The sequence below is a fragment of the Variovorax sp. FW305-3-2-15-B-LB1 genome, assembly GCF_058787635.1.
Genome location: NZ_JBYSZY010000057.1, coordinates 1 through 25,583, shown reverse-complemented (window position 1 = coordinate 25,583; position 25,583 = coordinate 1). Strand labels below are relative to the sequence as shown.

The 25,583-nt window shown below is 70.9% G+C and carries 22 protein-coding genes; 5 read left to right on the top strand and 17 right to left on the bottom strand.

Translation table 11 applies throughout. The features are described 5' to 3' along the window. Positions 1 to 29: 29 nt before the first annotated feature. The 4 genes from ruvA (at position 30) to AC3WQR_RS26010 (ending at position 4,054) form a co-directional block, all read left to right on the top strand. A complete protein-coding gene (ruvA, locus tag AC3WQR_RS26025) occupies positions 30 to 602 on the top strand; it encodes a Holliday junction branch migration protein RuvA (protein WP_056577514.1) in 573 nt (190 codons plus the stop codon). After that, positions 599 to 1,495 (top strand): hypothetical protein, encoded by an 897-nt coding sequence (locus AC3WQR_RS26020; RefSeq protein WP_492744632.1) that lies wholly within the window; start codon positions 599 to 601, stop codon positions 1,493 to 1,495. Before ruvA ends, AC3WQR_RS26020 begins: the two co-directional genes overlap by 4 nt. A 35-nt stretch (positions 1,496 to 1,530) precedes the next feature. Further along, a complete protein-coding gene (locus AC3WQR_RS26015; RefSeq protein ID WP_159272810.1) occupies positions 1,531 to 2,523 on the top strand; it encodes a helix-turn-helix domain-containing protein in 993 nt (330 codons plus the stop codon). 124 nt (positions 2,524 to 2,647) lie between these two features. Next, entirely contained in the window at positions 2,648 to 4,054 is a 1,407-nt protein-coding gene (locus AC3WQR_RS26010) for an aldehyde dehydrogenase family protein (protein WP_492744630.1), read from the top strand. 34 nt (positions 4,055 to 4,088) lie between these two features. On the opposite strand, the gene AC3WQR_RS26005 is transcribed toward AC3WQR_RS26010, so the two are convergent. From AC3WQR_RS26005 to AC3WQR_RS25960, 10 genes are all read right to left on the bottom strand, one after another. Beyond that, positions 4,089 to 5,240 carry a serine hydrolase domain-containing protein gene (locus AC3WQR_RS26005; RefSeq protein WP_492744628.1) on the bottom strand — a complete coding sequence of 384 codons (1,152 nt, stop codon included), beginning with the start codon at positions 5,238 to 5,240 and terminating at the stop codon, positions 4,089 to 4,091. Further along, positions 5,237 to 7,546, bottom strand: a complete 2,310-nt coding sequence (tynA, locus tag AC3WQR_RS26000) for a primary-amine oxidase (RefSeq protein ID WP_492744626.1) — start codon at positions 7,544 to 7,546, stop codon at positions 5,237 to 5,239. Before tynA ends, AC3WQR_RS26005 begins: the two co-directional genes overlap by 4 nt. 69 nt (positions 7,547 to 7,615) lie before the next feature. After that, positions 7,616 to 8,578, bottom strand: a complete 963-nt coding sequence (locus tag AC3WQR_RS25995) for a helix-turn-helix domain-containing protein (RefSeq protein ID WP_095746874.1) — start codon at positions 8,576 to 8,578, stop codon at positions 7,616 to 7,618. 126 nt (positions 8,579 to 8,704) lie between these two features. Further along, positions 8,705 to 9,700: a Bug family tripartite tricarboxylate transporter substrate binding protein gene (locus tag AC3WQR_RS25990; protein WP_370869671.1), complete on the bottom strand. Its 996-nt coding sequence runs from the start codon at positions 9,698 to 9,700 to the stop codon at positions 8,705 to 8,707. A gap of 25 nt (positions 9,701 to 9,725) precedes the next feature. Beyond that, positions 9,726 to 11,000: an alkyl sulfatase dimerization domain-containing protein gene (locus AC3WQR_RS25985; protein WP_369630219.1), complete on the bottom strand. Its 1,275-nt coding sequence runs from the start codon at positions 10,998 to 11,000 to the stop codon at positions 9,726 to 9,728. After that, positions 10,997 to 12,331, bottom strand: coding sequence for a DUF1254 domain-containing protein (locus AC3WQR_RS25980; RefSeq protein WP_492744623.1), 1,335 nt, complete (start codon positions 12,329 to 12,331; stop codon positions 10,997 to 10,999). Before AC3WQR_RS25980 ends, AC3WQR_RS25985 begins: the two co-directional genes overlap by 4 nt. Before the next feature lie 5 nt (positions 12,332 to 12,336). Continuing rightward, entirely contained in the window at positions 12,337 to 13,725 is a 1,389-nt protein-coding gene (locus AC3WQR_RS25975) for a DUF1254 domain-containing protein (RefSeq protein ID WP_492744621.1), read from the bottom strand. Positions 13,726 to 13,770: 45 nt separating this feature from the next. Then, the gene (locus AC3WQR_RS25970) at positions 13,771 to 14,769 is read right to left on the bottom strand and encodes a Bug family tripartite tricarboxylate transporter substrate binding protein (protein ID WP_095746869.1); all 999 of its coding nucleotides are present in this window, start codon (positions 14,767 to 14,769) and stop codon (positions 13,771 to 13,773) included. Between the two features lie 29 nt (positions 14,770 to 14,798). Further along, on the bottom strand, positions 14,799 to 16,910 hold the full coding sequence (locus AC3WQR_RS25965; protein WP_492744619.1) for an acetate--CoA ligase family protein: 2,112 nt from the start codon (positions 16,908 to 16,910) through the stop codon (positions 14,799 to 14,801). 23 nt (positions 16,911 to 16,933) lie between these two features. After that, positions 16,934 to 17,995 carry a porin gene (locus tag AC3WQR_RS25960; RefSeq protein WP_492744617.1) on the bottom strand — a complete coding sequence of 354 codons (1,062 nt, stop codon included), beginning with the start codon at positions 17,993 to 17,995 and terminating at the stop codon, positions 16,934 to 16,936. Positions 17,996 to 18,257: 262 nt separating this feature from the next. Between AC3WQR_RS25960 and AC3WQR_RS25955 the strand changes: the two genes are divergently transcribed. After that, positions 18,258 to 18,881, top strand: a complete 624-nt coding sequence (locus AC3WQR_RS25955; protein ID WP_223301435.1) for a Crp/Fnr family transcriptional regulator — start codon at positions 18,258 to 18,260, stop codon at positions 18,879 to 18,881. A gap of 25 nt (positions 18,882 to 18,906) precedes the next feature. Here the strand turns inward: AC3WQR_RS25955 and AC3WQR_RS25950 are convergent, their stop codons facing one another. From AC3WQR_RS25950 to AC3WQR_RS25920, 7 genes are all read right to left on the bottom strand, one after another. After that, positions 18,907 to 19,521, bottom strand: a complete 615-nt coding sequence (locus tag AC3WQR_RS25950) for a YdeI/OmpD-associated family protein (RefSeq protein ID WP_492744615.1) — start codon at positions 19,519 to 19,521, stop codon at positions 18,907 to 18,909. Beyond that, a complete protein-coding gene (locus AC3WQR_RS25945; protein WP_172438312.1) occupies positions 19,518 to 20,465 on the bottom strand; it encodes a phosphatidate cytidylyltransferase in 948 nt (315 codons plus the stop codon). Before AC3WQR_RS25945 ends, AC3WQR_RS25950 begins: the two co-directional genes overlap by 4 nt. 5 nt (positions 20,466 to 20,470) lie before the next feature. Then, a complete protein-coding gene (locus AC3WQR_RS25940) occupies positions 20,471 to 21,136 on the bottom strand; it encodes a lysophospholipid acyltransferase family protein (protein WP_095747742.1) in 666 nt (221 codons plus the stop codon). A 74-nt stretch (positions 21,137 to 21,210) separates the two neighbouring features. Then, positions 21,211 to 21,651, bottom strand: coding sequence for a hypothetical protein (locus AC3WQR_RS25935; protein ID WP_447747280.1), 441 nt, complete (start codon positions 21,649 to 21,651; stop codon positions 21,211 to 21,213). Next, a complete protein-coding gene (locus AC3WQR_RS25930) occupies positions 21,644 to 22,984 on the bottom strand; it encodes a phosphatase PAP2/dual specificity phosphatase family protein (protein ID WP_492744611.1) in 1,341 nt (446 codons plus the stop codon). Before AC3WQR_RS25930 ends, AC3WQR_RS25935 begins: the two co-directional genes overlap by 8 nt. Continuing rightward, positions 22,981 to 24,747, bottom strand: a complete 1,767-nt coding sequence (locus AC3WQR_RS25925) for a bifunctional alpha/beta hydrolase/class I SAM-dependent methyltransferase (RefSeq protein WP_492744609.1) — start codon at positions 24,745 to 24,747, stop codon at positions 22,981 to 22,983. The genes AC3WQR_RS25930 and AC3WQR_RS25925 overlap by 4 nt, the downstream gene beginning before the upstream one ends. A gap of 38 nt (positions 24,748 to 24,785) precedes the next feature. Continuing rightward, positions 24,786 to 25,400: a CDP-alcohol phosphatidyltransferase family protein gene (locus AC3WQR_RS25920; protein ID WP_487850249.1), complete on the bottom strand. Its 615-nt coding sequence runs from the start codon at positions 25,398 to 25,400 to the stop codon at positions 24,786 to 24,788. Positions 25,401 to 25,583 lie beyond the last annotated feature (183 nt).

The window sequence follows — 25,583 nt, the reverse complement described above, 5'->3', positions numbered from 1 at the left end:
CGAAGTGAGCAAGCAACGGGGGGGAGCCAATGATAGGCAAACTGACCGGCACGCTCGCAGAGCGCAACCCCCCGCAGGTGGTGGTGGACTGCAACGGCGTCGGCTACGAGGTCGACGTGCCGATGAGCACGTTCTACAACCTGCCCAACGTCGGCGCGAAGGTGTCGCTGCTCACGCACTTCGTCGTGCGCGAGGACGCGCAGATTCTCTACGGCTTCGGCACCGCCGAGGAGCGGGCGGCCTTCCGCCAGCTCATCAAGATCACCGGCGTGGGCCCGCGCACCGCGCTGGGCCTGCTCTCGGGCATGAGCGTGGGCGAGCTGGCGCAGGCCATCACCACGCAGGAGCTGGGCCGGCTCGTGAAGATCCCGGGCATCGGCAAGAAGACCGCCGAGCGGCTGCTGCTGGAGCTCAAGGGCAAGCTGGGCGCCGACATCGGCCTGCCGGCACATGCCGCGTCCGACGCGCAGGCCGACATCCTGCAGGCGCTGGTGGCGCTGGGCTACAGCGACAAGGAAGCCGCGCTCGCACTGAAGGCGCTGCCGAAGGACGCGAGCGTGAGCGACGGCATCAAGATGGCACTGAAAGCCCTGGCGAAGTGAGTTGGCGCGAGGCGTGGTCGCGCGCGCAGGCGCTGCGCCACGAGTCGGCCGAGACCGACGCCGTGCTGATGCACACGGCCATGGCCTTGTCGGTGCCGATCATCTGGCTCTACGGCTTCGCGGGCGTGGCCTACGGCCAGCTGCCGATGCTGACGCCGGCCGGCTTCGTCGACATGCCGGGCGTCTGCGCATGGCTCACGGCGGTCATGGCTTTCGCGGTCGGCATCTTGTTCATCGACTGGCTGGTGCGCGGCGACGTGGCGCCGCCGCCGGTGCCTCCGTCGATCGTCGTGCGGCACTGGCAGTCGGGCTGGCCCCGGTCGCCGGCGTTGCCGCCCGAGCCGTCTCCCGGCTTCCTGCAGGGCAGCGCCTCGCCGTTTCGCAGCGTGTGCCTGCTCGTCGCGGCCGTGGCCTGCGTGTCGGCGCTGGTGTTCAGCGGCCTCGACACGCTGGGATGGTCGGTCGTCGCGCGACCGGGTGGGCTGGCGCCGCGCGCCGAGTGGCCGCTGTACCCGCTGCCGTGGATCTGGCCCTGGCTGCTGCCGCTGGCGCGCCAGCCCTTCGCGCTGGGCACCGTCGCGGTCGGCGCGGTGCTGCTCGTCGCGGCGATCTTCATGCGCTGGCGCCGGATGCGCGGCGCTTGGTTTCCGTTCTTCACGGCGCTGCCGATCCTCGTGGCACCGCATTTCCTGGGCGCCGCTGGCTTCGACTACGCCGCCGCGCGCGGGCTCGGCGGCCTGAACGAACCCGCACTGGCGAGTGCGCTCGCGCAGCATCCGGGGCGCTACAACGTCTACACTTTCCTGAGCCTGTGGGGCGGCATCGGTGCCGGCACGGTCGGCCTGGTGCTCGGCTTCTGGTTCGGCCGCTCGCGGGTCATGGACGAGGACTGAGCGCTGGCCCGGCGCCCTGCAAGGAGACACCCTCTGTGAGCGCTTCTTTCTTCGATTCGCCCGCGCACCTGAGCGGCGGCCCGCTGACGCCGCGGATGCGCGCCGAGATGCCGTTCGAGCTCGTCGGCCCGCGCCTGCAGGCCGTGTGCGGCAACTTCACCCCCGTGCCCATGCCGCGCCAGCAGACCGTCTCGGGCGGCATCGAGGTGCGGCGTGCCGGCGGTGTCGACGTGGCGCTCATCGGCCAGAACCTGCAGCGCGTGCACCGCGATGCGCAGGCCATCCGGCGCGACGACCGCGAGCATTTCTTCCTCGTGTTCCAGGACCACGGCGGCGCGCTCATGTGCCAGGGCGCGCAGCAGATCGCGGTGCAGGCCGGCGACATCGTGCTGATCGATTCGGCGCGGCCCTCGGAGTTCGTCTACGACGGCGCCAGCTCGCAGCAGGTGTCGGTGCACCTGCCGCGCGCCGACATGCTCGCGCGCTTCGGCCCCACGCTGCAGGGCGGCGTGTGCGTGCGGCGCGGCGACGCGCTGGGCTTCGCGATGCGCGCCATCCTCGCGCGCCTGCTCGACAGCGGGCAGTCCGACGACGCGCACCTGGTCGAGGCCTTTCTCGGCGTGTTCGGCTCGGTGCTGGTCGAGCGTGCGCGGCAGGCGCCCGCGCTGCTGTCGCGCAACGCGGGCGAGGGCGTGCTGCGTCGCGCGATGGACCACGTGGCACTGCAGTTCCACGACCCGGCCTTCCACGCGGGCGAACTGGCGCGGCACCTGGGTGTGTCACCGCGGCTGCTGCAGCGGGCCTTCGAGGCACTGGGCGTTTCGCCGAGCCGCCACATCCTCGACACCCGGCTGGCGGCGGCGCGCGCCGCGCTCGATGCGGCGGCCCGGCAGGGCGGTCCCGCGCCGGCCATCGCGGTGGTCGCCTACGACTGCGGCTTCAACGACCTGTCGTTCTTCTACCGCGAGTTCCGCAAGCGCTACGGCGTGCCGCCGGGGCGCCTTGCGCTCGGGCCGCTTGCGCACTGACTGACGCCTGAGTCCATTCGCTGACGCCTGGCTCCAAGACGCCGGCCCCCGCTTTTCCTACATTGACCTGGCGCGCCCGCCCTGCTGCGGCGTGCGCCAGCGTCAACCCAACCAGGACAAAGCAATGCAAGAGACAAGAATGACGATCGGTGGTCGCGCGGTGCCAGGCACGGCCTCCTTCGAAGTGCGCAACCCCGCCAACGGGCAGGTGATCGGCACCGCGCCGAACGGTTCGCGCGACGACCTCGCCGCCGCCGTGGCCGCCGCGCAAAAAGCCTTCACGAGCTGGTCGCGCAAGTCCGACGACGAACTGGCTGCGGCCTGCCGCGCCGTCACCGATAAGATCGGCGCGCACGCCGAAGAGCTGGCGCGCCTGCTCACGCTGGAGCAGGGCAAGCCGCTCAACGGCCTGGGCTCGCGCTGGGAGCTGGGCGGTGCAGCCGCCTGGGCCGGCGCCACCGCGGCGCTGTCGCTGCCGCCGCGCGTGCTGCAGGACAACGCGCAGGGCCACGTCGAGATCTTCCGCAAGCCCGTGGGCGTGGTCGGTTCGATCACGCCGTGGAACTTCCCCGTGCTGATCGCCGTGTGGCACGTGCTGCCGGCGCTGCGCACGGGCAACACGGTCGTCATCAAGCCCTCGCCCTACACGCCGCTGGCCACGCTGCGCTTTGTCGAGCTGCTCAACGAGGTGCTGCCCGAAGGCGTGGTCAACAGCGTGAGCTGCGACGACCGCACCTCCAACCTAGGCGCCGACATGGCGAGCGACCCGGTCATCCGAAAGATCGTGTTCACCGGCTCCTGCGCCACCGGCAAGAAGGTGATGCAGTCGGCCGCCAGCACCATGAAGCGGCTCACGCTCGAGCTCGGCGGCAACGACGCCGGCATCGTGCTGCCCGACGCCGACCCCAAGGCCATCGCCGAAGGCCTGTTCTGGGGCGCGTTCCTCAACAACGGCCAGACCTGCGCGGCCATGAAGCGGCTGTACGTGCACGCCAGCATCCACGACGAGGTGTGCGAGCACCTTGCGGCCTTCGCGAAGCAGGTGCCGATGGGCGACGGCATGGACGAGAAGAACGCGCTCGGCCCGGTGCAGAACCGCATGCAGTTCGACAAGGTCGCGCGGCTCGTGGCCGACGCGAAAAAGAAGGGCCAGGTGCTCACCGGCGGCGAGCCGGGCGAAGGCCTGTTCTTCCCCGCGACCATCGTCGCGGGCCTGAAGAACGGCGATGCGCTGGTCGACGAAGAACAGTTCGGGCCCGCGCTGCCCATCATCCGCTACACCGATGTCGAAGAGGCCATCCGCGCCGCCAATGACAGCGAGAACGGCCTCGGCGGTTCCGTGTGGTCCAAGGACATCGAACACGCCAAGCGCATCGCGTCGCGCCTGGAGTGCGGCTCGGTGTGGATCAACAAGCACGGCGCCATCCAGCCCAACGCGCCCTTCGGCGGCGTGAAGGGCTCGGGGCTCGGCGTGGAGTTCGCGGAAGAAGGGCTGAAGGAGTACACCGACGCGCAGGTGATCTTCTCCTGATGCATTGCAGAGCGTGGCGTGCGCCACGCTCTGTTCAGGTGCGCAGCGCGGCGGTCAGCGTGCCGAGCAGCGCATCGGTCTCGACCAGGCTCGGCGGATGGATCGGCGCCGGCCAGGTGCTGTGGATCGCGACCACGAGCCGTTCCTTCGGATGGATGTAGACCTGCTGGCCGAAGATGCCGAGCGCGGCGAACAGGCCGCCGTCGAGTTCGGGCAGCGCCTTCGCGCCGGTCGGGAAGGTCCACCACTGGTAGCCGTATCCCATCGGCTTGAAGCCCGCGAGCGTGCCGGGCGCGAGGTGACTGGTCGCATCGACGCGCGTGGCATCGGCCACCCAGCCGTCGGGCAGCACCTTGTGGCCGCCGGCCACGCCGCCGCCGAGCACGAACAGGCCGAAGCGCCCGAAGTCGCGCAGCGTGGCGTTCACGCCGCTGCCGGTGAACTCCTGGCCATCGACCGCATCGAGCTGCCAGTACGCATCGGCCTCCATGCCGAAGGGCGCCCAGATCTTTTGCGAGAGGTAGTCGCTGATCGGCCGGCGGATCGCGCTGGCCAGGATCTCGCCGACCAGGCAGGTCTCGCCGGTGCTGTAGTTGAAGCGCGTGCCCGCCGGTGCCACGCGCGGGCGCTGCGCCATGAACTTCAGCACCGCGCCTTTTTCGCGCGTGAGCTGCACGCGCATCAGCTGGCGCCGGTCGGAGTCGGCGTCGAGGTAGTCCTCGTTCCAGGCCACGCCGGAGCTCATCTGCAGCACCTGCTTCACCGTCACGTCGTCGTAGGCCGAACCGCGCAGCGCGGGCAGGTAGCGCACCACCGGGTCGTCGAGGCTGGCGATGTGGCCATCTTTCACGGCCGCGCCGACCAGCGTGGAGGTCAGCGACTTCGCGACCGAGAACGACAGCCACTTCGTCGCCGCGTCGTTGCCCATGGCGTAGCGCTCGAGCACGACGTGGCCGTCCTTGATCACCAGCAGCCCGGCCGTGTGGTTGCGCGCCATGAAGCCGTCGATGCCGAAGCGCTGCGCATCGACCGGCGTGCCCTCGGGCAGCGGATGCACGTGCGTGCCGCGCCGGATCGCGCGCGTCGCGTAGAGCCGGTCCATCTGGCGGTAGGTCGGCGCCTGCAGCGCGGGCGCCAGCGTCATCAGGTCTTCGTAGCGGCCGATGGCCTCTTCGGATGTGGTCATTTCGCAGCAGGCCGGTTCAGCCCCAGCGTCGGCGTCTCGTCGAAGAAGTTCCAGGGCTTGAGCAGCGCATGCACCCACTCGGTGGGCATGATCGGCCACTCCTCGGCGCGCGCGACGTGCGTGGTGCCGGTGGTGAGCCACACCACGTTGTCGGTGTTCACGATCTCCTGGTTGTCGGCCGTGAACTGGCCCAGGCCCGTGTCCTTGTTCGAGCGGTTCGGGTACTTGCCTTCGGGGAACAGCTCCTCGGGGTCGTAGCGCGTCACCCAGAGCTGGCGGTCCATGAAGCTCAGGCGGTGGTTGATCCACTCGTCCTTCGCGAAGTTGGCGCCCTTGGCAATGGGGTGCGTGCCGCCCGCGTACGGCACCAGCTGGTAGGACACCGGGTTGCCGACCTTGTTGTTCTTCGCCGGGTTGCTCAGCAGGCGGATGGTCGAGGGGTCGAATTTCTGCGCCGCCTGCTGTTCGGTGCGCACCGTGCGCTGCACCGTCTGCATGGTGCTGGTGCGCGGGCCGCCGCGCGTGTTGGGCAGCACCACGGGGTCGACCTCGGTCAGCGTGTTCTGCTCGCCGTCCACATCGAGGTCGAGGCGGAAGTTGTAGATGTGCTGGTGCGTGGTGCCGACGATGTGGTGGTCCAGCAGCGTGCCGTAGCGCGTGTCCTCGGCGGCCGTCGGGTCCTGCATGGTGCGCGACTTCACGCCCTTCACGGCCTCGATGCCGGTGGCGCCGGCGTGGATGCCGATGGTGCCGTTCTCGGCGAAGACCCAGTCGAACAGGTAGTCGTAGTTGCCCACCGTGCTGATCCAGCGCACCACCAGCTCGCGCCGCTCGGTGCTGATGTTGGGCTTGCCCATCTCCTGGTGCTTGAACTCGGGGTCGGCATAGCGCTCGAAGACCGCGATGGCGCGCGGCACCTTGGTGGGCGCGCCGGTGTAGTCGGCCAGCGTGGCGTCCAGCAGCACGGCGTTCTGCGGCGCATCCTTGTTCGGCTCGATGGGCGAGGTGAGCGTGCCCATGCCGTACTCGCCCGAGTCGAGGTAGGCCTTGAAGTACCAGCCGGTGTCGGGGTCGCCGTAGGGCACGATCATGCCGCCCAGCGAGCCTTCGTACATCACCTTGCGCTTCGTGCCCTTGTCGTTGTAGGTGACGGTGGAGAGCACCAGGCCTACGCGCGAGTCGAGCCGCACGTGGAAGTCCCAGTTGCGCCAGTGCATCGTGTGGCCGGTGATCGTGTAGTTCTTGCCCTCGGGCTCGGTGATCTCCAGCGGCTTGGGCGCGGGCGTGGCCGCGCGGTCGCGTCCGTCGTAGGGCGTGGGCTTGAGCGGCACGGGCACCAGGCCGCCGTCCTCGATCTTGATGACCTTCTTCTGTTCCAGGTCGACCACCGCCACCAGGCCCTCGATGGGGTGGGCCCAGTAGTTGCCGTCGCCCACGTCCAGGTAGCTCACGACTTTCAGCAGGCGGTCTTCCTGGCGCAGCGAATCCTTGCCGTCGAAGTAGCCCACGGTGAGCGGCGTGGCCACCACCTTCTTCACGTCGGCGATGCCGCGCGTGGCGAGGGCCTTGGCGTAGTCGGGGCTGGCCTCGATGGCGCTCTGCACGCTGGCGAAGTCGTCCAGCAGCACCATGCCGTGCGCGCCCTCGATGGGCTTCCACGCGGTGAGCGTGCGCGCCGCGAGATCGACCGTGCCCTCGATGACCTTCTTGCCGTCCAGCGCCACGAAGGCCGCCTGGCGCGGCGCGCGCACGGGCTGGCCGGTGAGCGCGAAGTTCCAGACTTCGTCCTTGGGCGGGCGCTTCACGCTGATCTCGGTGAAGCGCAGGCCGGCCTTGTGGCGCCCCGAGGCCTTCAGCACCTCGAGCGTGGCCTGGATCTCGGCCTCGGTGAGCGGGTTCAGCGGGTTGGGCACGCGCTCGACCACGAAGGTCTTGTCCAGGCTGGACTGGAACACCTGGTTCACGAAGTCGTGCGGCACATAGGCCGCGCCCTTGCGCATGACCACGGGCACGTCGAGTTGCATCGGCTGGCCGTTGACCAGCGCCGTCTTCGAGCCGGGCTTCAGGCGCACCAGCGTGCCGTTGCGCGCCACGGTGAACACGTTGGCAAAGCTGTCCCAGCGCAGCGTGCCGCCGAAGTCTTCCACCGTCTTCTTGAGCGGCACCATGTGGGCCGCACCGCCGTGGGCCCGGGCCGGCTCAGTGCTCAGGGGGCCGAGGGCGAGCGCCAGGGCAGAGGCCAGGGCGGTGCCCAGGAGACGCCGTGCGGCGCCGCGGCCGGGCGTTCGGTGGTAGCTGCTGCGCATGGCTGCATCCTTCTTCGCGTGTGGTGGTGGACAACCGCGAAGGTAAGAGCGCCGCCGGCGCGGGCGTTATCAAGATTTGGCAAACCACCGCGCGCGCGTGGCGGACGGCAGCTCGCCGAACAGGCGCGCGTAGTCGATGGCAAAGCGCGACAGGTGCCAGAAGCCCCAGCGCGCGGCGATGTCGCCGATGGTGTCCTCGCGGCAGGCCTGCATCTCGCAGCGCACGCGGTTCAGGCGCATCACGCGCAGGTAGGTGACGGGGCTCAGGTGCAGCACGTCCTCGAAGGCGTACTGCAGCGAGCGGCGCGACACGCCGGTGGCCGCGCACAGGTCGGGCACGCTGATGGGTTCGTCGGCGTGCGCCTGCATGTACTCGCGCGCCTTGGCCACGATGTGGCGGCGCGCCGCCGTGCTGGCGGGCAGCCGGGCCTCGAAGGCCTTCGAGCCCATGCACTGCAGCACCGCGTCGGCCAGCGACAGCGACAGCATGTGGCGCGCGGCCGGCTGCTCCAGCTGCGCGAGGTTGTCGCGCGCCAGCGACAGGGCGGCGCCCAGCAGGCGGGTGAAGGCGGTTTCGTCGAAGCCGGGGTGCTGCACCGGCGCGGGTGCCGGCATGCGCAGTTCGAAGTCGGGGCCGAACAGGGTGGTGGCCAGCTTCGCCAGCGGTTCGGTGTCGACGCACACGGCCATCAGGTCCATGCCGGCGCCGGCCAGCAGCTCGAACTCGCCCCGCGGCGGCAGCGCGCTGAGCTGGCGCCCGCCCAGGTCGTGGCCGCAGTACCAGCTGCCCGGGGCGGCCGTCTCGGTGAGCGCGAAGGCGATGGCGCCGGGGCGGCCCCGGCCGCGCTGCAGCACGGTTTGGTTGGCGCGCTCGTGGAAGACCTGCACGAAGTCCAGGTGCAGGTCTTCGGCCAGCCCCTCGAAGCGGCCGTTGGACAGCTGCTCGTAGTGCTGGTCCCAGGCGCCCACGCCCGAGGCCTGCGCCTGGGCTTCGGCGGTGAGTTGTCGGCTGAAGTGAAGAAGCTCGGTCATGGTGCGCGCTGGCGCAGTTGCCATCGCGCAGCCGATGAGCAGAAACCGTGCCTGTCACGGCGCAGTGTGTGGGAAGCGCCGCCGCCCGACCATGTTGCTTACCCTTGGTCAGGGCCGCTCAGGCGTTCATTCGAGCGTCAGGCCGATGTCCTTCACCAGCGCGCCCCAGTCCCGCAGGTCGCTGCGGATGGTGGCGGTGAACTGCTCGGGCGTGTTCTGCGGCAGGTCGTTGAAGTTCAGCTCGTACATGCGGCGCACCACCGCGGGGTCGCGCAGCACCTGGTTCACGGCCTCGTTGAGCTTCTTCACGACGGCCGGCGGCGTCTTGGCCGGCGCCAGCAGGCCGTACCAGGCGTAGGTGGTGAAGGGGTAGCCGCTCTCGGTCATGGTCGGCACGTCGGGCAGCATCGGGATGCGCGAGGGGCCGCTGTTGGCCAGCGCCCGGATGCGCCCGGCGCGCACGATCTCCACGGTCGAGGAGATGTCGGCGAAGGCCGCATCGACCTGGCCGCCCACGAGGTCCTGCACGCAGGGGCCGCTGCCCTTGTAGGGCACGTGCGTCATGACGAGGCCGGCCTGCTTCTTCAGGCTTTCCATCGCCAGGTGGCCGCCCGAGCCGTTGCCCCACGAGCAGTAGCTGAGCTTGTCGGGCCGCGCCTTGGCGTAGGCGACGAACTCCTGGATCGTCTTCACCGGCAGGTCCTTGCGCACCAGCAGCAGGTTGCCGCCGCGCCCGACCTGGGCGATCGGCATGAAGTCCTTCAGCGGGTCGTAGGGCAGCTTCTTGTAGAGGCTGGGGTTCACCACCATCGTCGCGGCGTAGGTGAACAGCAGCCGGTAGCCGTCGGGCGTGGAACGCGCCACCACCTCGCTGCCGAGGATGCCGTTGGCGCCCGGGCGGTTGTCGACCACGAAGGGCTGCTTCAGGATCTTGCCGAGGCCGTCGCCGATCAGCCGCGCGATGGTGTCGGTGCCGCCGGCCGCCGCGGTGGGCACGACCAGCGTCACGGGCTTGTCGGGGTAGCTGTCGGTCTGTTGTGCGTGGCTGGCCGTTGCCAGTGCGGCCAGGGAGCAGGCGGCCAGCATGCGCAGGCCGAAGCGGAATGGTGTTGTCGTTGTCATGGTCCGTGTCTCCGATGGAAAGGCTTCAGCGGATGCCGAAGCGCGCCTGCGTGCCTTGTTCGATCATGTCCGCGCCCACGCGATACAGGTTGCGCGAGACGTAACTGGGCACTTCGCGCGCCCGCTCGCGCAGCCATTCGGCCTTGAGCGAGCGCGCCTCGGCGATCTCGCTGGCCTCGCCCTCGGCGGTGGCCAGCAGGTCGATCACGTGCAGCGCGAGCTGCCACTGCCTGCCTGCCGCCAGCGCGCGTGCCTGGTCGATCACGCCGCGCTTGTCGGTGATGGCGTCGGCCACCGCGCGGCCGATGGCCTCGGGCGCGGCCGGGTGCAGCGAGGTCGGGTTGCGGTCCCACCAGCCGTTCTCCGAGCGGTAGATGTCGCGCACGATGTAGCCCGGGTCGCCGTAGGTGGGCTTCATCCACTCGACCGCGAACAGCTCGTCGGGAAAGCGGATGCGCGCCAGGATGTCGCGCTCGTTGAGCCCCTCGTTCATGAGCCGCACCACCTCGGCGCGCACCCAGCGCAGCGCGCGGGCCGTGTGCAGGAGCACGTGCTGCACCTGGTCTTCGCCCTCGAGCGTGGCGCCGAATTCGCGCACCGCCTTGCGCGGCTTCAACGCCGCCAGCGCCTCCAGCGTGTCGGCCCAGCGCACCGTGTCGCGCATCGTGCGAAAGGGCGTGCCGATGTTGGGAATGGAGTCGATCAGCGCCGCGCCGCCGTACAGCACGCGCTGCGCCGGGCTCCACAGCGCGATCGCGTCGTCGGTTTCCGAGGGCGCCCAGCGCAGCTCGATGCGGCGCTCGCCGCTGCCGATCTGCAGCACGTCGTCGAAGGTCTCGGTGGGCGGGTGCGTCACCAGCCGGTGGTCGAAGAAGCCGGCGGGGCGGTTGAACTGGATCTCGGCCATGCGGTGCTGCAGGGCCAGCGTCTCGCGGTAGCGCGCCAGGCGGCGCGGCACGTTGCGGTGCGCAATGATGCGCGGTGGCGCATCGCCGCGCGCGGCGGCATGGGCCAGCCACATCGGCACGCCGGCGTTGTAGCCGATGTGGCCGTGGCTGAAGCACAGCGCATGCACCGGCGCGTCGCTGAGCTGGCGCAGCGCGTCGATCATGCCCTGCGTCACCGAGCCGCCCGGGCCGGCGTCGATCACGACCAGGCCCACGTTGGTTTCGGCCACGAACGATTGGCCTTGTCCGCGCAGGATGTGCAGGCCGGGCGCCACGGTCTCGGTGCCGGTGCCGACGATGAGGAAGGGCTTTTCTTCTTCGGTTGCTTTGGGTTTTTCAGCGGTGGCGCTCATGCGGAATCCTTGGTGACGGTGAGGGGCGGCAGCTGGTAGCGGCCGTCGAGCAGTTCGGCGCGCGGCACGTAGGCGCGCAGGCACAGGTAGAAGCTGCCTTCGGGCGCCGGCAGCCAGTTGGCGCGTGCGGCCTCGCCGTCGGGGCGCGCGTGCTGGATGTGCAGCGTGAGCCCGCCGTCCGCATCGCGCCGCAGTCCCGGCGTGCGGTCGCCGATGGCGTAGCGGTCGATGGGGTTGTCGACCAGCATGTAGTCGCGCGTGTCGTACATCGTGAGCGACCAGAAGGCGTCGACCGGCGGCAGTGCGTCGGGCGCGAAGCGCAGCGTGTAGCGGCGCTGGCCGGTGAGGGCCTCGCCCGTGGCGTCGTGCCAGGCCATCGGGTAGGTGGCCTCTCGGCTTTCGAGCATGCCGATGTACTTGAGCGCGATCAGTGCGCGCGCCAGGTGGTCGTCGCCGAAGGAGCCTTCCACCAGCGGCATCTGCACCCAGCCCAAGGCCGTGGTGCGGCCCGACTGCGCCTCGCGCAGCCGCGGCAGCACGGTGTCGAGCGCGGCCTGCAGCGCGGCGCGCTGGCCGTCGTCGAGTGCGCCGGCGCCGGGGCCGATCCCGAGCGCCGCATAGCGCGCGAGCTGCGCGGCATCACCAGCCGGCGGTGCGTTGTCGCGCAACGCCGCGTTCACTTGCGCGGCGAAGTGCGCGGCGGTGAGCGGCGCCTTCGGGTCGCAGGCCGGGTCGAAGGCGCGCGGCGCCGAGCGGCGGCCGGCTTCCCAGTCGGCCAGCGTGCGCACGAGAAAGCCGTCCTGCAGCGCGTTGACGGCCGGCACGTCCTGCGGGCCGTCGACCAGCAGGCGCCCGATGATCCACAGCCAGCGCGTGGGCGCCTCGATGCGCGCGCCTGGCGCATCGAAGGCCGCGGGCAGCGTGCCGCGCCATCCCGGCGGCGTGACCACGAAGGCGCGCGCCGCCGTGCCCGTGAGGCGCTGGCCCAGGTGCGCGAAGGGGTTGGTGAAGAAGTCGAGCAGGCCCAGCACGTAGTAGCGCCCGGCCGTGTCGGGCACGTCGATCACGAGCGGGCCCTCGCCCAGGTCGAGCCAGGCGTTGGTGTAGAGCGTGTCGTTGTTCGGCGTGACGACGCGGCTCTTGCCCGCGCCCAGCAGCTGGCGCGCGTGCGTGAACACGTTGCACCAGCGCAGCGGCTTGGGCGCCTCGCCGGCGGCGTCGGTGCGCTGCGGCGAGGTGGCCGCGCGCATGCGGCACATCTCGTACAGCGGGTAGGCGTAGACCACGGCCTCTTCGGCCAGGGCGTGAAGGGAGTCGGTGTGCGGCTGCATCGTGCTCAGCCCTGTTGTGCCTGCAGTGCCGGGATGCGCCAGCCCTGCACGCCCTCACGCGGGTAGTACATGCGCAGGATCAGGTAGAAGCGCCCGGCCGGCGCGGGCAGCCAGTTGGCGGCATCGGCGGGGCGCGCGTGGCTCACCACCAGTTCGAGGCTGCCGTCGGCGTTGCGCTTCAGGCCGGGCGTGCGGTCGCCGATGGCGTGGCGGCGGATGTCGTTGGGGTAGAGAAAACGGTCGCTGTCGTACAGCGTGACCGACCAGAAGGCGTCCGCGGGCGGCAGGTCGCCGGCCTCGAAGCGCATCGTGTAGCGGCGCTGGCCGTCCAGCGGCTCCTGGGTCGCGTCGTGGTGCGCGGCGGCGTACACCGCCTCGCTGGTGGCCAGTGCGCCCAGGCCCAGGTAGGCGGTGCGCGCGCGGCCGAGGAACTCGTTGCCGTAGCGGCCGGTGGCCGGCGTCATCGACCAGGGCTTGGGCCGGCGGTTGCGGCCCACCGCGCCGACCAGCTGCACGCCCTCGGCGAAGCCTTCGATGAGGCCTTCGCGCAGCGGTGCCTCCAGCGCGTCCCATGAGAACGCGGCGTTCGCCAGCAGCCCGCCCTGGCCGAACCACGCCACGAGCGCGCGGTCTTCCACGCGGCCCGGCGCCTCGGCCAGCGCATGGCACACGTTGGTGAAGAAGCGCGGCGCCACTTCAGCGGCCGGCTCGCCGTGCTCGAAGGCGGCGGCCATGGCGTCTTCGTGCGGGCCGGCCCACTGTTCGATGGCGGCCGGGCGGCCCTGCAGCACGGTGCCGGGCGCGGGTGTCAGCTGGATCTCCGACTGCAGCGCGCGCGCCGCCGGCCAGTCGCTCTCGTCGCCCACCAGGATGCGGCCGATGAGCCAGACCAGGTCGGTCGGGCAGCGCACCACGCGGTGGCCGGCGAGCGATTCCGGCACCGTGCCGCCGGGGCCCACGAGCACCACGGTCTCGCCCTCGGGGTTGCAGTTGCGCGGGCCCAGGTTCTCGAAGTTCTCGGTGTAGGCGTCGTACAGCGGCAGCACGAAGTAGCGCCCCGGGTGCCGCGCCGACGCGGGCACCGTGAGCAGCATCGGCCCGTGCGCCAGGTGCAGCCAGGCCATGGTGTAGAGCAGGTCGTTGGCGGGCGTGACCACGTCGCGGTCTTCGTGGGTGGACGGGCGCAGCGCGTGGTGCAGCGTGTTCAGCGGCGCGCGCACGTCGGAGCCGGCCGAGGCGCCGCTGCGGCGTTCGGCGCGCGGCGCGGTCTGTAGGGCGCAGGTGCGGTAGGTCTCGGTGAGCGGATAGCCGTAGACGAAGGCGGCCAGGCCGATGGAGCGGGCGAGCGCCTTGCGGGCGGCGGCGATGTCGGGCACGGGAGCGGGAGCGTTCATGGGGAAGACCTCGGGGTTCTGAAAGGGGGAGAGGGGGAAGGCGGTTCAGTCGAGCTTCACGCCCGTGGCCTGCGTGAGCTTCAGCGTCACGGGCAGGAAGGCCTTGTAGGCCGCGGCGGCCTCGGGCGGCAGGTTGCCCACGGGCTCGGCGCCGAGCTCCTCGATGCGGCGGCTCACCTCGGGCTGGCGCACCACCGCGCTGACCTCGCGGCCCAGGCGCTCGACGATGGCGTCGGGCGTCTTCGCGGGCGCCATCAGCGAGGTCGGGCCGGTCATGGCGTAGACCTCGTCGGCGTAGCCCTGCTCGGCGAAGGTGGGCACGTCGGGCAGCGCGCGGGCGCGCCGCGGGCCGGCCACGGCCAGCGGGCGCAGCTTGCCGGCCTTGATGTACGGCTGCAGCGTGGTGACCGAGCCCACGGTCATCTGGATCACGCCGCCGATCAGGTCGATCGCCATCGGGCTCTCGCCCTTGTAGGGCACGTGCATCGTCTGCAGGCCGTAGGCCTTGTCCATGTAGACCTGCACCTGGTGCGGCTGCGTGCCCGGGCCCCACGAGCCCATCGAGTACTTGCCGGGCGCGGCCTTGGCGGCGGCGATCAGGCTCTTGAAGTCGGTCGCCGGCACCGAAGGGTGCACCGCCAGCACGGTGCGCGTGGTGGCGATGTCCGACACCATGCGCAGGTCGGTGCGCGGGTCGTAGGGCAGCTTGCTGTAGAGCACCAGGTTCGCCGTGACGGGGCCCGGCACCGTGAGCAGCAGCGTGTGGCCGTCGGGCGGGCTCTTGGCGACGTAGTCGGTGCCGATGATCCCGCCCGCGCCGCTGCGGTTCTCGACCACCACCGGCTGGCCCAGCCGCTTCGACAGGCCCTCGGCCACGAGCCGCGCGAGGATGTCGGTCGAGCCGCCCGCCTGGTACTGCACGATGATGCGCACGGGCTTGGAGGGGAAGGGCGCCTCCGTGGCTGCCGCCGCCGCGCTTGCCGCGAGCACCAGTGCCGCGCCCGCGCCGAGTGCGCGCCCGAGTCCGTTCTTCGATGTCGTCATGCGATGTCTCCGGTGGTTGTTGTTGTGCTTCAGGGCGCGCGGCCGACGACCAGCGCGTCGACCGCCACGCAGCCGCCCTCGGCGTGCGCGCGCGCGATCAGCGGGTTGATCTCGGCGCTGTCGAGCGAGTCGCCCGCGCGCTGCGCGAAGTCGGCCAGCGCGCACAGCGCGTCGGCGATCGAGTCGAGGTCGACCGGCGGCCGGCCGCGCGCGCCGTTCAGGATCGCGAAGGCGCGCAGCTCGCGCACCATGGCCAGCGCGTCGTCGCGTGTGATCGGCAGCGCGCGCAGCGACACGTCGCGCAGCGTCTCGACGTGGATGCCGCCCAGGCCGAACATCAGCACCGGCCCGAACACCGGGTCGCGGTGCACGCCCGCGATGCATTCGACGCCGCCGCTCAGCATGCGCGCCACCAGCGCGCCGTCGAGCCGCGCCTCGGGCCGGGCGGTGAGCGCGAGGTCGCGCGTGCGTTCGAAAGCCGCGCGCGCCTGCGCCGCGCCGCGCAGCCCGAGCGCCACGCCGCCGACGTCCGACTTGTGCGGGATGTCGGCGCTGACGATCTTCACCACCACCGCCTCGCCGAGCGCCTCGGCGGCGGTCGCGGCTTCGTCGGCGCTGCGCACCACGCGGTGCGCGACCACGGGCACGCCGGCGTCGGCGAGCAGCGCGAGCGCATCGGGCTCGGACATCGTGCCGGGCGCGAGCGTCAACGGCGCCTGGGTCGAAACGGGCGCCGCAACCGCTGCCGCCGCAGGCTTCAGCCCCGCGAGCGCGGCGATCGTGCGGATGCCGTCCGACGGGTCGGCGAACACCAGGCAGCGCATGGCCTCGAGTTCGGCGCGGCGCTCGGGCGTCAGCAGCGTGCTCACCGCCAGCAGCGTGTCGGGATAGGCCTCGCGCAGCGAGCTCACCAAGGAGCGCAGCACCGGCCAGAACGCGTCCGACGCGCCCGCGGCGGCCAGGAAGCCCATCCACGAGGCGAAGCCCTGGTCGTCCAGCATCACGCGGGCCGTGCGATCGATCAGCGTCATGTCGTTGGTGACCTGGCCCGTGATGTCGACCGGGTTGCGCGGCGCCGCGAAGGGCACCCAGCGGCGCAGCGTGTCCTGCGCGGCCTCGCTCAGCGGCCGGGCGTCCAGGCCCTGGGCCGAGGCCTCGTCGGCCATCAGCGCGCCGACGCCGCCCGAGAGCGTGAACAGGCCGATCGAACGGTCGCGCGGGCGGCCTGCCACGGCGGCGCTGTGGGCCAGGTCGAAGAACTCCGTGAGGTTGCGCGCGCGCAGCACGCCGTACTGGCGGAACACGGCGTCGTACACCGCGTCGTCGCCCGCCAGCGCGGCGGTGTGCGAGGCCGCGGCCTCGGCACCCAGCGCGGTGCGCCCGACCTTGACCATCACCACCGGCTTGCCGTTGGCCTGCGCCAGGGCCAGCGCGGCGCGCAGGCGGGGGCCGTCGCGGCAGCCTTCCATGTAGGCCATGATCACGTCGGTGTCGGGGTCCTGCGCGAGCCAGGCCAGGCAGTCGGCGACCTGCACGTCGGCCTCGTTGCCGGTGGTGGCCCACAGCGACAGGCCGACGCCGCGCGCCCGCGCCATCGCGTAGGCATAGGCGCCGAACGCGCCCGACTGGCTCACCAGCCCGATGCGCCCCGGCATCACGCGGCCCACGCCGGGCGCCGGCGAGAAGGTGGCGTACACGTGGCGCGCGATGTTCATGAAGCCCAGGCAGTTGGGACCGACCAGCCGCACGCCCGCGGCACGCGCCTTGTCGCCCAGCCGCGCCTGCGCCGCCGCGCCCTCGGCGCCCACTTCGGCGAAGCCCGAGGAGAACAGCACCACGCCCTTCACGCCCGCCGCGATGGCGTCGTCGAGCGCGCCGTCGACCAGCGCTGACGGCACCGCGAGGATGGCCAGGTCCACCGGCTGGCCGATGGCGCGCAGGCTCGGGAAGGCGGGCAGGTCCTGGATGCGGTCGGCGTTCGGGTTGACTGGGTAGAGCGCGCCCTCGAAGCCGAAGCGGCGCTGGTAGTCGACGGGGATGCCGCCGATCTTCTGTGCGTTGGACGAGGCGCCGACCACCGCGATGGAACGCGGCGCGAACAGCGCCGACAGGGATTCGGCTTGCGAAGAAAAGAAGTCCATGGGCATGGCGGAGGGTTCGGAAGTCAGAAGTTGTGGCGGATGCCGGTGGCGAGCACGCGCACGTCGTTGCCGCTGTTGGCCACCACCGGAATGGTCCCGAGCGAGGCCGAGGCGCCGTGCCGGTTCAGCAGGCGCAGCCAGCGCGCGTAGACCACGGTGCGCTTGCTCAGGTAGTAGTCGTAGCCCAGCGTCCAGGCCAGCTGCGAGCGTTCGCTCTCGGCCACCTTGCGCTGCGTGGCGCCGAAGATCAGGTTCGAGGCCGGCGTCACGTTGTAGGTGGCGCCCAGGTTCACGAGCTTCGCGGTCGGCACGTTGGGCAGGCTCGAGGCGTTGCGCACGTAGCTGGCGTACAGCTGCAGGCCGATCGAGGGCAGCTCGTAGGAGCCGGTCAGCGCCTGGTAGGTCGTGGTGGCGGGCGAGGCCACGGGCGCCGCCGCCGAGCCCGAGCGCGCGCGCTGGAAGGCATAGGCGATGTAGTACGGCTTGCGCGCCCAGCCGATGTTGCCGCCGTAGACGTTGCCGCTTTGGTGGCTCGGCGCACTCGATTCGCCCGGTGCGTAGGCCAGGTCGGCGAAGAACTCCATGCTGGCCGGCGTGCGGTAGCGCACCATGTTGCTGGCGCGGGCCGCGAAGGGCGTGAGGCCCGGTTGCGCGTCGGTGGCCGCCACCAGGTTGATGGGCGAGAACACCGAGTTCAGGCCGAAGGGGTCGGCCTTGAACAGCGCGTAGAACATCGGCGTGTACATGCGGCCCGCGTCGATCTGCCCCCACGGCGCCGAGAAGCCGACGAAGGACTGCCGGCTGAACGACATCGCGGGGCCGGGCAGCGTGCCGTTGCCGGTGTCGGGCGCAAAGCCGCTCTCCAGCGTGAAGTGCGCGCCCAGGCCGCCGCCCAGGTCCTCGGTGCCGCGAAAGCCGATGCGCGAGGCGGTCTGGCCGCCGTCCTCCAGCCGCGTGGAGGAGGCGGGGCCCGACCTGGCGTGCGCCACGTACAGGTCGAGCGTGCCGTAGACGCTCACGGTGCTTTGCGCGGACGCAAGGGCGCAGGCCGCGAGCGCGAGGGCCGCGGTGGCTGTCTTCTTCATTTGGGTTGTCTCCGGTGTGGCGAGCCGCAAGGCGGTGCCGCCTGTGTGCTTGTCGATGTCCGGGGCTTACGATAGAAATGAAGGGCCCCCGAATCTGTCAACGCTTTGACAGATTCGTGAACACCAGGGCAGGGAGAACCCGCTGACCCGACCACCTGCAACCACCCCTCCCGACGCCGAAGACAGCGCCGAGCTGCTCGACCGCGCGCTGCGCTGGAACGAGCTGTTCTCCCAATGGCCCGACGCGCGCCGCGCCGAGCTCATGAAGTCGGCGCGGCTGGTGCGCTACCGCCGCCGCACGCAGGTGCTGGCGCGCGACCGCCACAAGCGCGAGCTGCTGGCGGTGGTGTCAGGTTGCCTGGAGATCAGCAGCATGAGCCCGCAGGGGCGCAAGTACGTCAACGCGCTGCTCGGGCCCGGCCAGGTGGCGCCGCTGGTGCGCCTGCTCGAGGACGTGCCGCTGCCCTACGACTACCACGCGCACGAAGACTCGGTGATCGTCCACCTGCCCAGCGACGCCGTGATCGCGGTGCTCGACGCCGAGCCCGCGCTGTGGCGCGGCGTGGCCCGGCTGGGCCTGAAGCGCCAGCGGCTGAGCGTGGTGCTGCTGCAGAACCAGATGCTGAACTCGGTGCGCGGGCGCGTGGCCGCCACGCTGATGAGCGTGATCCACTTCTACGGCATGCAGGTGGAGGCGGCGGCGAGCCTGCCGGTGCGGCTGTCGCAGAACGACCTCGCGGCGATGCTGGGGCTGTCGCGCCAGACCATCAACAAGGAGCTGGGGCGGCTGGTCGCGGAAGGCGTGATCGACATGAGCTACAAGCGCATCCGGATCGTGGACCCCGACCAGCTCGCGGTCATCGCGACCGGCACCGGGCCGCAGTGAGCGGCGTGCACCGCAGCGCGCAGGCTCAGGGGTGGATCTTCTCGCCCTTGGCGAGCATCTCGACGAACTGCGCGATGCGCCGGGCGCGCGTCTCGGGCTTCTTCGCGCCCTGCGTGCGGAACAGCACGGCGAAGCGGTTGCGCGCATCGAGCGTGGCGAAGAAGGCCTTGGCCTTGTGGTTGGCGTCGAGCGCGGCCTGCAGGTCGGGCGGCACGGTGGCCACGCTCGGGGCGTCGTAGGCCGCCTCCCAGCGGCCGTCGGCGCGGGCGCGTTCCACCTCGGCCAGGCCGCCGGGCTGCATGCGGCCGTCGTCGATAAGCATCAGCGCCTTGTCGCGGTTGATCTTCGACCAGATGCTGCGCGCGGTGCGCGGCGTGAAGCGCTGCAGGAAGAACTGCGCGTCCTGGCTCTTGCGCTGGCCGTCGATCCAGCCGAAGCACAGCGCGATCTCCAGCGCCTCGGGGTGGTCGACGGAGGCGATGCCGCTGGCTTTTTTCGCGATGCGCAGCCAGACGCCGGCGTGGCTCGCATGGTGTTTCTTGTACCAACGCAGCAGCGCGGCGGCGTCGGCGCATTCCAGCGGCGTGTCGTCGACGATGCGGTCGGTCTTGACCGCGGTCTTCTTCGCCGCCGGGCTCATGGCACCCACCAGTAGCGCAATGCGTGGAAGTAGATCGGTGCCGCGAAGATCACCGAGTCGAGCCGGTCGAGCATGCCGCCGTGGCCTTCGATCATGGAGCCCCAGTCCTTCACGCCGCGGTCGCGCTTGATGGCCGACATCACCAGCCCGCCGAAGAAGCCCAAGAGGCAGATCATGAAGGCCATGAGCGCCGCCTGCCACGGGTTGAAGGGCGTGGCCCAGTACAGCGCCGCGCCCATCGCGGTGGCGCTGGCCACGCCGCCGATCAGGCCTTCCCAGGTCTTGGAGGGCGAGAGCTCGGGCGCCACCTTGCGCTTGCCGAAGAGCTTGCCCCACACGTACTGCAGCACGTCGCTGCCCTGCACCACGATCACCAGGAAGGCGATCAGCAGCAGGTTGCGGCCCTCGAAGCCCGGGATCTGCAGCGTGAGCAGCGCCGGCACGTGGCTGATGCAGAACACGCACACCATCAGGCCCCACTGGATCTTCGAGGTGCGCTCCAGGAAGCGCTGCGTGTCGCCGCCCACGGCCGCCAGGATGGGCAGCAGCAGGAAGGCGTAGACCGGGATGTAGATCGAGTACAGCCCGTACCAGTCGATCCAGATCAGGAAGTACTGGCCCGGCAGCGCCACGAAGAAGGCCAGCGCGATCGCGCCGTGGTCGCCGCGCCGCGTGTAGGCCAGGCTGATGAACTCGCGCAGCGCATAGAACGAGATCAGGTAGAACAGCACGATCACGCCGCCCTTGCCGAAGGCAAAGGCCAGGCCGATCACCGCCACCATCACCCACCACGCGTTGACGCGCGAGTTCAGGTTGTCGATCACCGAGTGCGGCTGGCCGTGCGCCACGCGCCACTTGAGCAGCGCGCCGATGGCCGAGGCCAGCACGAGCACGCCGAAGACGCCGCCGAAGAGCTTGAAGGTGGTCCAGGCGAAGGGGGACATTTCGATCACGAGGCGGTCCCTCCGTTTTGTTCGATGCGGTCGTACTCCGGGCGCAGGTCGAGCATGGCCGTGCGTGCGCGGGCAAGGAAGGCGACCTTGTCTTCGCCTTCCTCGAGCTGGATCGGCGCGCCGAAGCGCACCGTGCAGGCCAGCGGGATCGGCACCAGCGTGCCCTTGGGCAGCACGCGCTTGAGGTTCTCGATCCACACCGGCACCAGCCGCACCGTGGGGCAGGCGCGCGCCAGGTGGAAGAGGCCGCTTTTCAGCGGCAGCAGGATGTCGTCGCCCGTGTTGCGCGTGCCCTCGGGGAACATGATGAGCGAGTCGCCGCCTTCCAGCGCCTCCTTCATCTGGTCGACCGGGTTGCCGCCCTGGCCCGAGCCGTCGCGGCGGATCATGAGCGCGTTGAACACGTCCTTGCCGATGAAGTTGCGCAGCTTCGAGGCCTCCCAGTAGTCCTGGCCCGCCACGGGCCGCGTGAGCGCGCGCAGGTCGGAGGGCAGCGTGGCCCACAGCAGCACGAAGTCGCCGTGGCTGGTGTGGTTGGCGAAGTACAGCGTCTGCTCGGCCTTGGGCGTGGTGCCCGACCAGATGGCGCGCACGCCGGTCAAGAGGCCGGCCGCGCCGATGATGAGCTGGCCCGCCACCACCGCGAGCCCGCGGCGCACGATGGCGCCGGGGCGGGCGCTGTCGTTGCCGTCGCCGTTGCTGCTGCTGTCGTTCTTGTTGTTGCCGTTGTCGTTGTTCAAGCGAGTTCCTGTGTCATGAGGGCGAGCAGGAAGAGCGCGTTCTGGCAGGCGATCACGATGGCGTGGCGCTGCATCAGTTGGCGGGTTCCCTGCACGCGGTCGGCGAGCGCGCGGGCGCTGGGCTGCGGCGGCGGGTCGCGCAGCCCGAGCACCGAAAGGGCGTTGTCCATCGCGCCCAGCGAGGCGATCTGGCCGTTGGCCAGGCCTTCGAACAGCGCCTGGTCCAGCCGCAGCCGGAAGGCGAAGTAGCGTTCGAGCACGCCCAGCACCATCACCGCGGCAAAGGCCAGGATGGCGGTGTTCGAGAGCCCGCGCAGCGTGAGCGCCAGCACCAGGGCGGCGATGCAGGTGAGCGCGAAGCCCCAGAGGGCGAGCATGGCCGCCGCGCGCAGCAGGCCGGCCAGGGTGGTGCAGGTGGCGCGTTCGTTGTCAGTCATGGCGGGCAGGTGTTCCAAGGGGTTCGAGTGCGGTACGCCAGGCGGCGTGCAGCACGATCTGCGGGCGGGCGCGGCGCACGGCGTCTTCGGCCTGCGCCAGGCCGTGGTCGCGGCCCAGCCAGGCGATCACGGCGGCGGCGCTGCGCGAGAAGCCCAGCGCGCAGCAGACCCACACGGCCGAACCGTCGGCCGCCGCCGCGCGGCGCTGGCCTTCGATGACGGCCGCGGCGCGGTGCAGGCGCACGGGCGGCGGCACCACCAGGTCGAGCAGCGGCACGCAGCGCGCACGGGCGGGCGGCACGCCGGCCGGCAGCTGCAGCTCGGCGCACAGGCTCACGAGCCGGGGTTGGCCGGCGGCGAGCCATTCGGCCTGCGTGGGGCGACGGCCCAGGCGCAGGCCGGGCACCACCTCGACCGAGGCCGGCAGCTTGCGCGTCCAGAGCCACACATTGAAGGCCGCGGCCAGGCGGTAGGGCGCGAACAGCCAGCGCGCCGCCCAGCCCATGCGGCCGTGGCCGTCCATCTGGAAGCCGCGCGCGCCGAAGCCGAGGTAGTTGAGCGCCACCAGCGCGAGCGCCGCCGCAGGCCAGGCCAGCCACAGCGCCACGCCGCCCGTTGCCAACGCCGCGAACAGGCACAGCGCTGCGCCCACGGCATAGAAGCCCGCGAGCTTCAGCCGCTGCGGATCGCGCGCCAGGCGCCACGCGCGCAGCATCGACACCCGGCGCGCCATCGGCCACAGCCAGACGCAGAAGATGCCCAGCAGCGCGCCGGTCGGGATGTCGATGAAGTGGTGCTGCCAGGTCGTGAGCACCGAGGCGCAGATCGCGAAGGCCCACACATGCAGCACGAGCCGCGCCCACAGCGGCCGGATGAAGCGCCGGTACCAGTCCCACAGGATCACGGCCAGCGCGATGTGCAGCGAGGGCGCCTGGTTGTAGGGCTGGTCGAAGCCGCGCAGCGCGTTGAACAGGAAGGCCGGCGCGCCCTCCACCGGCGGCTGGCCGAAGCTGAAGTGCAGCGGCCAGAGGATGAAGCAGGTGCAGGCGATGAGCGTGGCGCTCACCAGCCGCAGCGCATGCCGGTCGAGCGTGTGGCGGTCGCGCGCCAGGAACAGCGACAGCGCGTAGAAGACGTTGATGGTCCAGTACGGAAAGATCGTCCAGGCCCAGAAGGGCACCTGCCGCTCCCAGTCGAAGGCCATCGAGGGCACGCTGGCGCGTGTGGTCGCCCACCAGTTGGCGAAGCCGTAGGTCGCATAGAACAGCGGCCCCAGCAGCACCAGCCACGCGGCGGCGCGTTTCCACGGCCGGGGCGCGCGCCGGGCGGTCATTGCGCGACGCGCACCGCCAGCGACACCGTGAAGATGCCCCACTCGTCCACCCGCTGGTCGATCTTGCGGAAGCCCGCTTCTTCGACCAGCTGGTCCATCTCGGCCTGCGTGCGCCGGCGCATCACCCAGGCTTCGCCCTGGCGGTGGCTGGTGAGCGCGCGGGCGATCATTTCGAGCTGCGGGTGCCAGGGCTGGCCGGTGTAGACCAGGTAGCCCCGGTCTTCCACCGCGTCGCCCACGCCCGCGAGCGAGCGGCGCACCATTTCGTTGTCGGGGAACAGCTCGTACAGGCCCGACACCACGGCCAGCGTGGGCCGCGGCGTCACGCTCGCCAGGCTGATGCGATCGAAGGCGTCGGCCTGCACGAACTGGGCGACGTCTTCCAGGCCCTTCTCGGCGATCAGGGTCGTGCCGTCGCGCACGTTGATGTCGCTGTAGTCGCGCAGCAGGATCGAGCTGGCCTTCACCGGGCTGGCCAGCACCGCGTCGAGCACGTAGCGGCCGTGGCCGGCCGCGATGTCCATGAGGCGCACTTCGCGGTGCATCTCGACCAGCCGCTCCATCGCGATGCGCAGCAGCTCCTCGACGTGGACCTTGCGCTGGCGGATGCCGCGCCAGCCGATGGAGTCCAGGTAGGTGCGGTCGACCGAGCGGCCCAGCGAGCCCTTGCCCTGCGGCTGGTTGCGGTAGACGTAGTCGAGCGTGCTGCCCGAGTCGAAGCCGGTGGCGTGGCCCAGCGCGATGCCGCTGGACAGCGCGCCGCCCACGCGCAGCCCGCCACGCGTGATCGCCCAGTAGGCGCCGCGCGGCGACAGCGGCGAGAGCGGTTCGGCCAGCGCGCGCGACTCGTCGGCCGTGTTGCCGCGCAGGTGCGCCTCGCGCAGGTCGACCGGCACGGCCGGTTCGCCGAAGCGCTGCAGGATGAATTCGCGGATCGACGCCACCGCGGGCGCCCGGTCTTTCTCGCCCAGCGTGTCGTGGAAGAAGCCCGGCAGCACCGTCTTCGTCTTCACGGCGCTGCCCAGCCGCTCGAAGAACTGGTGCTGCGGCTTGTGGTGCACCACCCAGTCGGCGCCCGAGATGAGCAGCTGCACCGGCAGCGTGATCGCGTTGGCGTCGGCCACCACCCGGTCGGCCGCCTCGTACAGGCCCAGCAGGATGTTGACGGCGATCGGGCGCGAGATCAGCGGGTCGTTCTTGTAGCTCTCGATGCGTTCGGGGTCGTGCGTGAGGAACTTCGGTTTCACGTAGCTGTTCACGAAGAACAGCCCGCGCAGCTTGTGCATGAGCGCCAGCCCCGGCCGCGCGAACGGCACGTAGAGCTTGACCTTGAAGGCCGGCGAGGCCAGCGTGAGGCCGCGCACCTTGGGCGCGTAGTCGTGCGCCCAGGTGGCGATCAGCACCGCGCCCACGCTCTGCGCCACCACGTGGATGTCGTGCTCGGGCACGCCGTGGGCGGCGGCGATGTGCTGCACGAAGGTCTGCACGTCGCGCACCGAGGTGCCGAAGCTGGGGCTGTAGCCGCGCTGGCCCGGCGACAGGCCGTGGCCGCGCGCGTCCCAGGCGAAGAAGTCGAAGTCGGGCAGGTCCAGCTCATCGACCAGGTGCGCCATGCGCGCGCCGTGCTCGTGGCCGCGGTGGAACAGCAGCACGGCGCCGCGCCGCGCGGCGCCCGTGGCCGGCCAGTGGCGGTAGAACAGCGATTCGCCGTCGTGCGTGCGGAAGTGGTGTTCGGCGGCGACGCGGGGTGTGGAAGGGGTCATGAAGAAGGGTCTTCTTTACTTATTTGTATGGGGGTGTTTCAGGCGGCGGGCGCTTCAGCCTCGGCCAGGGCGCGGCGGATGCGATTGACGACCGTCCAGGCCACCAGCGCGGCCAGCAATGGCATCAGGAGGGCGGTCCAACCCGGCAGCGGCCCGCCGAGGGCGACATACAACCCGAGCGCGCCGAACACGAAGGCCCGGTCGCTCTTGCCCATCGGCCCGTCGTAGCGGCGCGAGGCGCCCACCGTCGGGCCCAGCGCGCCAGCGAATTCGCTCAGCCCGGCCAGCACGATGACCGTGCCGACCCAGAACGGCGCGAACGGCGCCACCAGCGCGAAAGGCAGGTAGAGCGCGGCGTCGGAGACCACGTCGGTGAGTTCGTTGAGGAAGGCGCCCAGCTTGCTTTGCTGGTGGTGCTCGCGCGCCAGCATGCCGTCGATGGCGTTGAAGGCCATGCGCAGGAACATCCAGGCGGGGATCAGGCCGAAGGCCGCCAGCGAGGGCGCGGCGAAGAACAGCCAGAGCCCGAGCCCGACCGACACCGCGCAGGCCGCCAGCGTCACCTGGTTGGCCGTCACGCCCATCGCATGCAGCCGGACCACGAGCGGTCGCAGCAAGGCCTGGAAACGCGGTTTCAGTTCGTAGATGGACACGTTCTGACTTCCCTCTCTTGTTATGTTCTGCAGGCATTCTGCCAGTGTGAAACATGGCCCCCACGCTCGGCACTTCGCGCTCTCGCGGCCCCCCGAGGGGGCGCTCGCTCGCTGGGGGCGGCCCGGCGCAGCGCCGGGACTAAACTTGCCCCCGAAGACCCACCCCCAATGACCATCCAGACC

Coding starts and splice junctions, on each gene's coding strand:
- ruvA (WP_056577514.1), top strand. CDS start 30: ATGATAGGCAAACTGACCGGCACGCTCGCAGAGCGCAACCCCCCGCAG.
- AC3WQR_RS26010 (WP_492744630.1), top strand. CDS start 2,648: ATGCAAGAGACAAGAATGACGATCGGTGGTCGCGCGGTGCCAGGCACG.
- AC3WQR_RS26005 (WP_492744628.1), bottom strand. CDS start 5,240: ATGACCACATCCGAAGAGGCCATCGGCCGCTACGAAGACCTGATGACG.
- tynA (WP_492744626.1), bottom strand. CDS start 7,546: ATGCGCAGCAGCTACCACCGAACGCCCGGCCGCGGCGCCGCACGGCGT.
- AC3WQR_RS25995 (WP_095746874.1), bottom strand. CDS start 8,578: ATGACCGAGCTTCTTCACTTCAGCCGACAACTCACCGCCGAAGCCCAG.
- AC3WQR_RS25990 (WP_370869671.1), bottom strand. CDS start 9,700: ATGACAACGACAACACCATTCCGCTTCGGCCTGCGCATGCTGGCCGCC.
- AC3WQR_RS25985 (WP_369630219.1), bottom strand. CDS start 11,000: ATGAGCGCCACCGCTGAAAAACCCAAAGCAACCGAAGAAGAAAAGCCC.
- AC3WQR_RS25980 (WP_492744623.1), bottom strand. CDS start 12,331: ATGCAGCCGCACACCGACTCCCTTCACGCCCTGGCCGAAGAGGCCGTG.
- AC3WQR_RS25975 (WP_492744621.1), bottom strand. CDS start 13,725: ATGAACGCTCCCGCTCCCGTGCCCGACATCGCCGCCGCCCGCAAGGCG.
- AC3WQR_RS25970 (WP_095746869.1), bottom strand. CDS start 14,769: ATGACGACATCGAAGAACGGACTCGGGCGCGCACTCGGCGCGGGCGCG.
- AC3WQR_RS25965 (WP_492744619.1), bottom strand. CDS start 16,910: ATGGACTTCTTTTCTTCGCAAGCCGAATCCCTGTCGGCGCTGTTCGCG.
- AC3WQR_RS25960 (WP_492744617.1), bottom strand. CDS start 17,995: ATGAAGAAGACAGCCACCGCGGCCCTCGCGCTCGCGGCCTGCGCCCTT.
- AC3WQR_RS25955 (WP_223301435.1), top strand. CDS start 18,258: ATGAAGTCGGCGCGGCTGGTGCGCTACCGCCGCCGCACGCAGGTGCTG.
- AC3WQR_RS25950 (WP_492744615.1), bottom strand. CDS start 19,521: ATGAGCCCGGCGGCGAAGAAGACCGCGGTCAAGACCGACCGCATCGTC.
- AC3WQR_RS25945 (WP_172438312.1), bottom strand. CDS start 20,465: ATGTCCCCCTTCGCCTGGACCACCTTCAAGCTCTTCGGCGGCGTCTTC.
- AC3WQR_RS25935 (WP_447747280.1), bottom strand. CDS start 21,651: ATGACTGACAACGAACGCGCCACCTGCACCACCCTGGCCGGCCTGCTG.
- AC3WQR_RS25930 (WP_492744611.1), bottom strand. CDS start 22,984: ATGACCGCCCGGCGCGCGCCCCGGCCGTGGAAACGCGCCGCCGCGTGG.
- AC3WQR_RS25925 (WP_492744609.1), bottom strand. CDS start 24,747: ATGACCCCTTCCACACCCCGCGTCGCCGCCGAACACCACTTCCGCACG.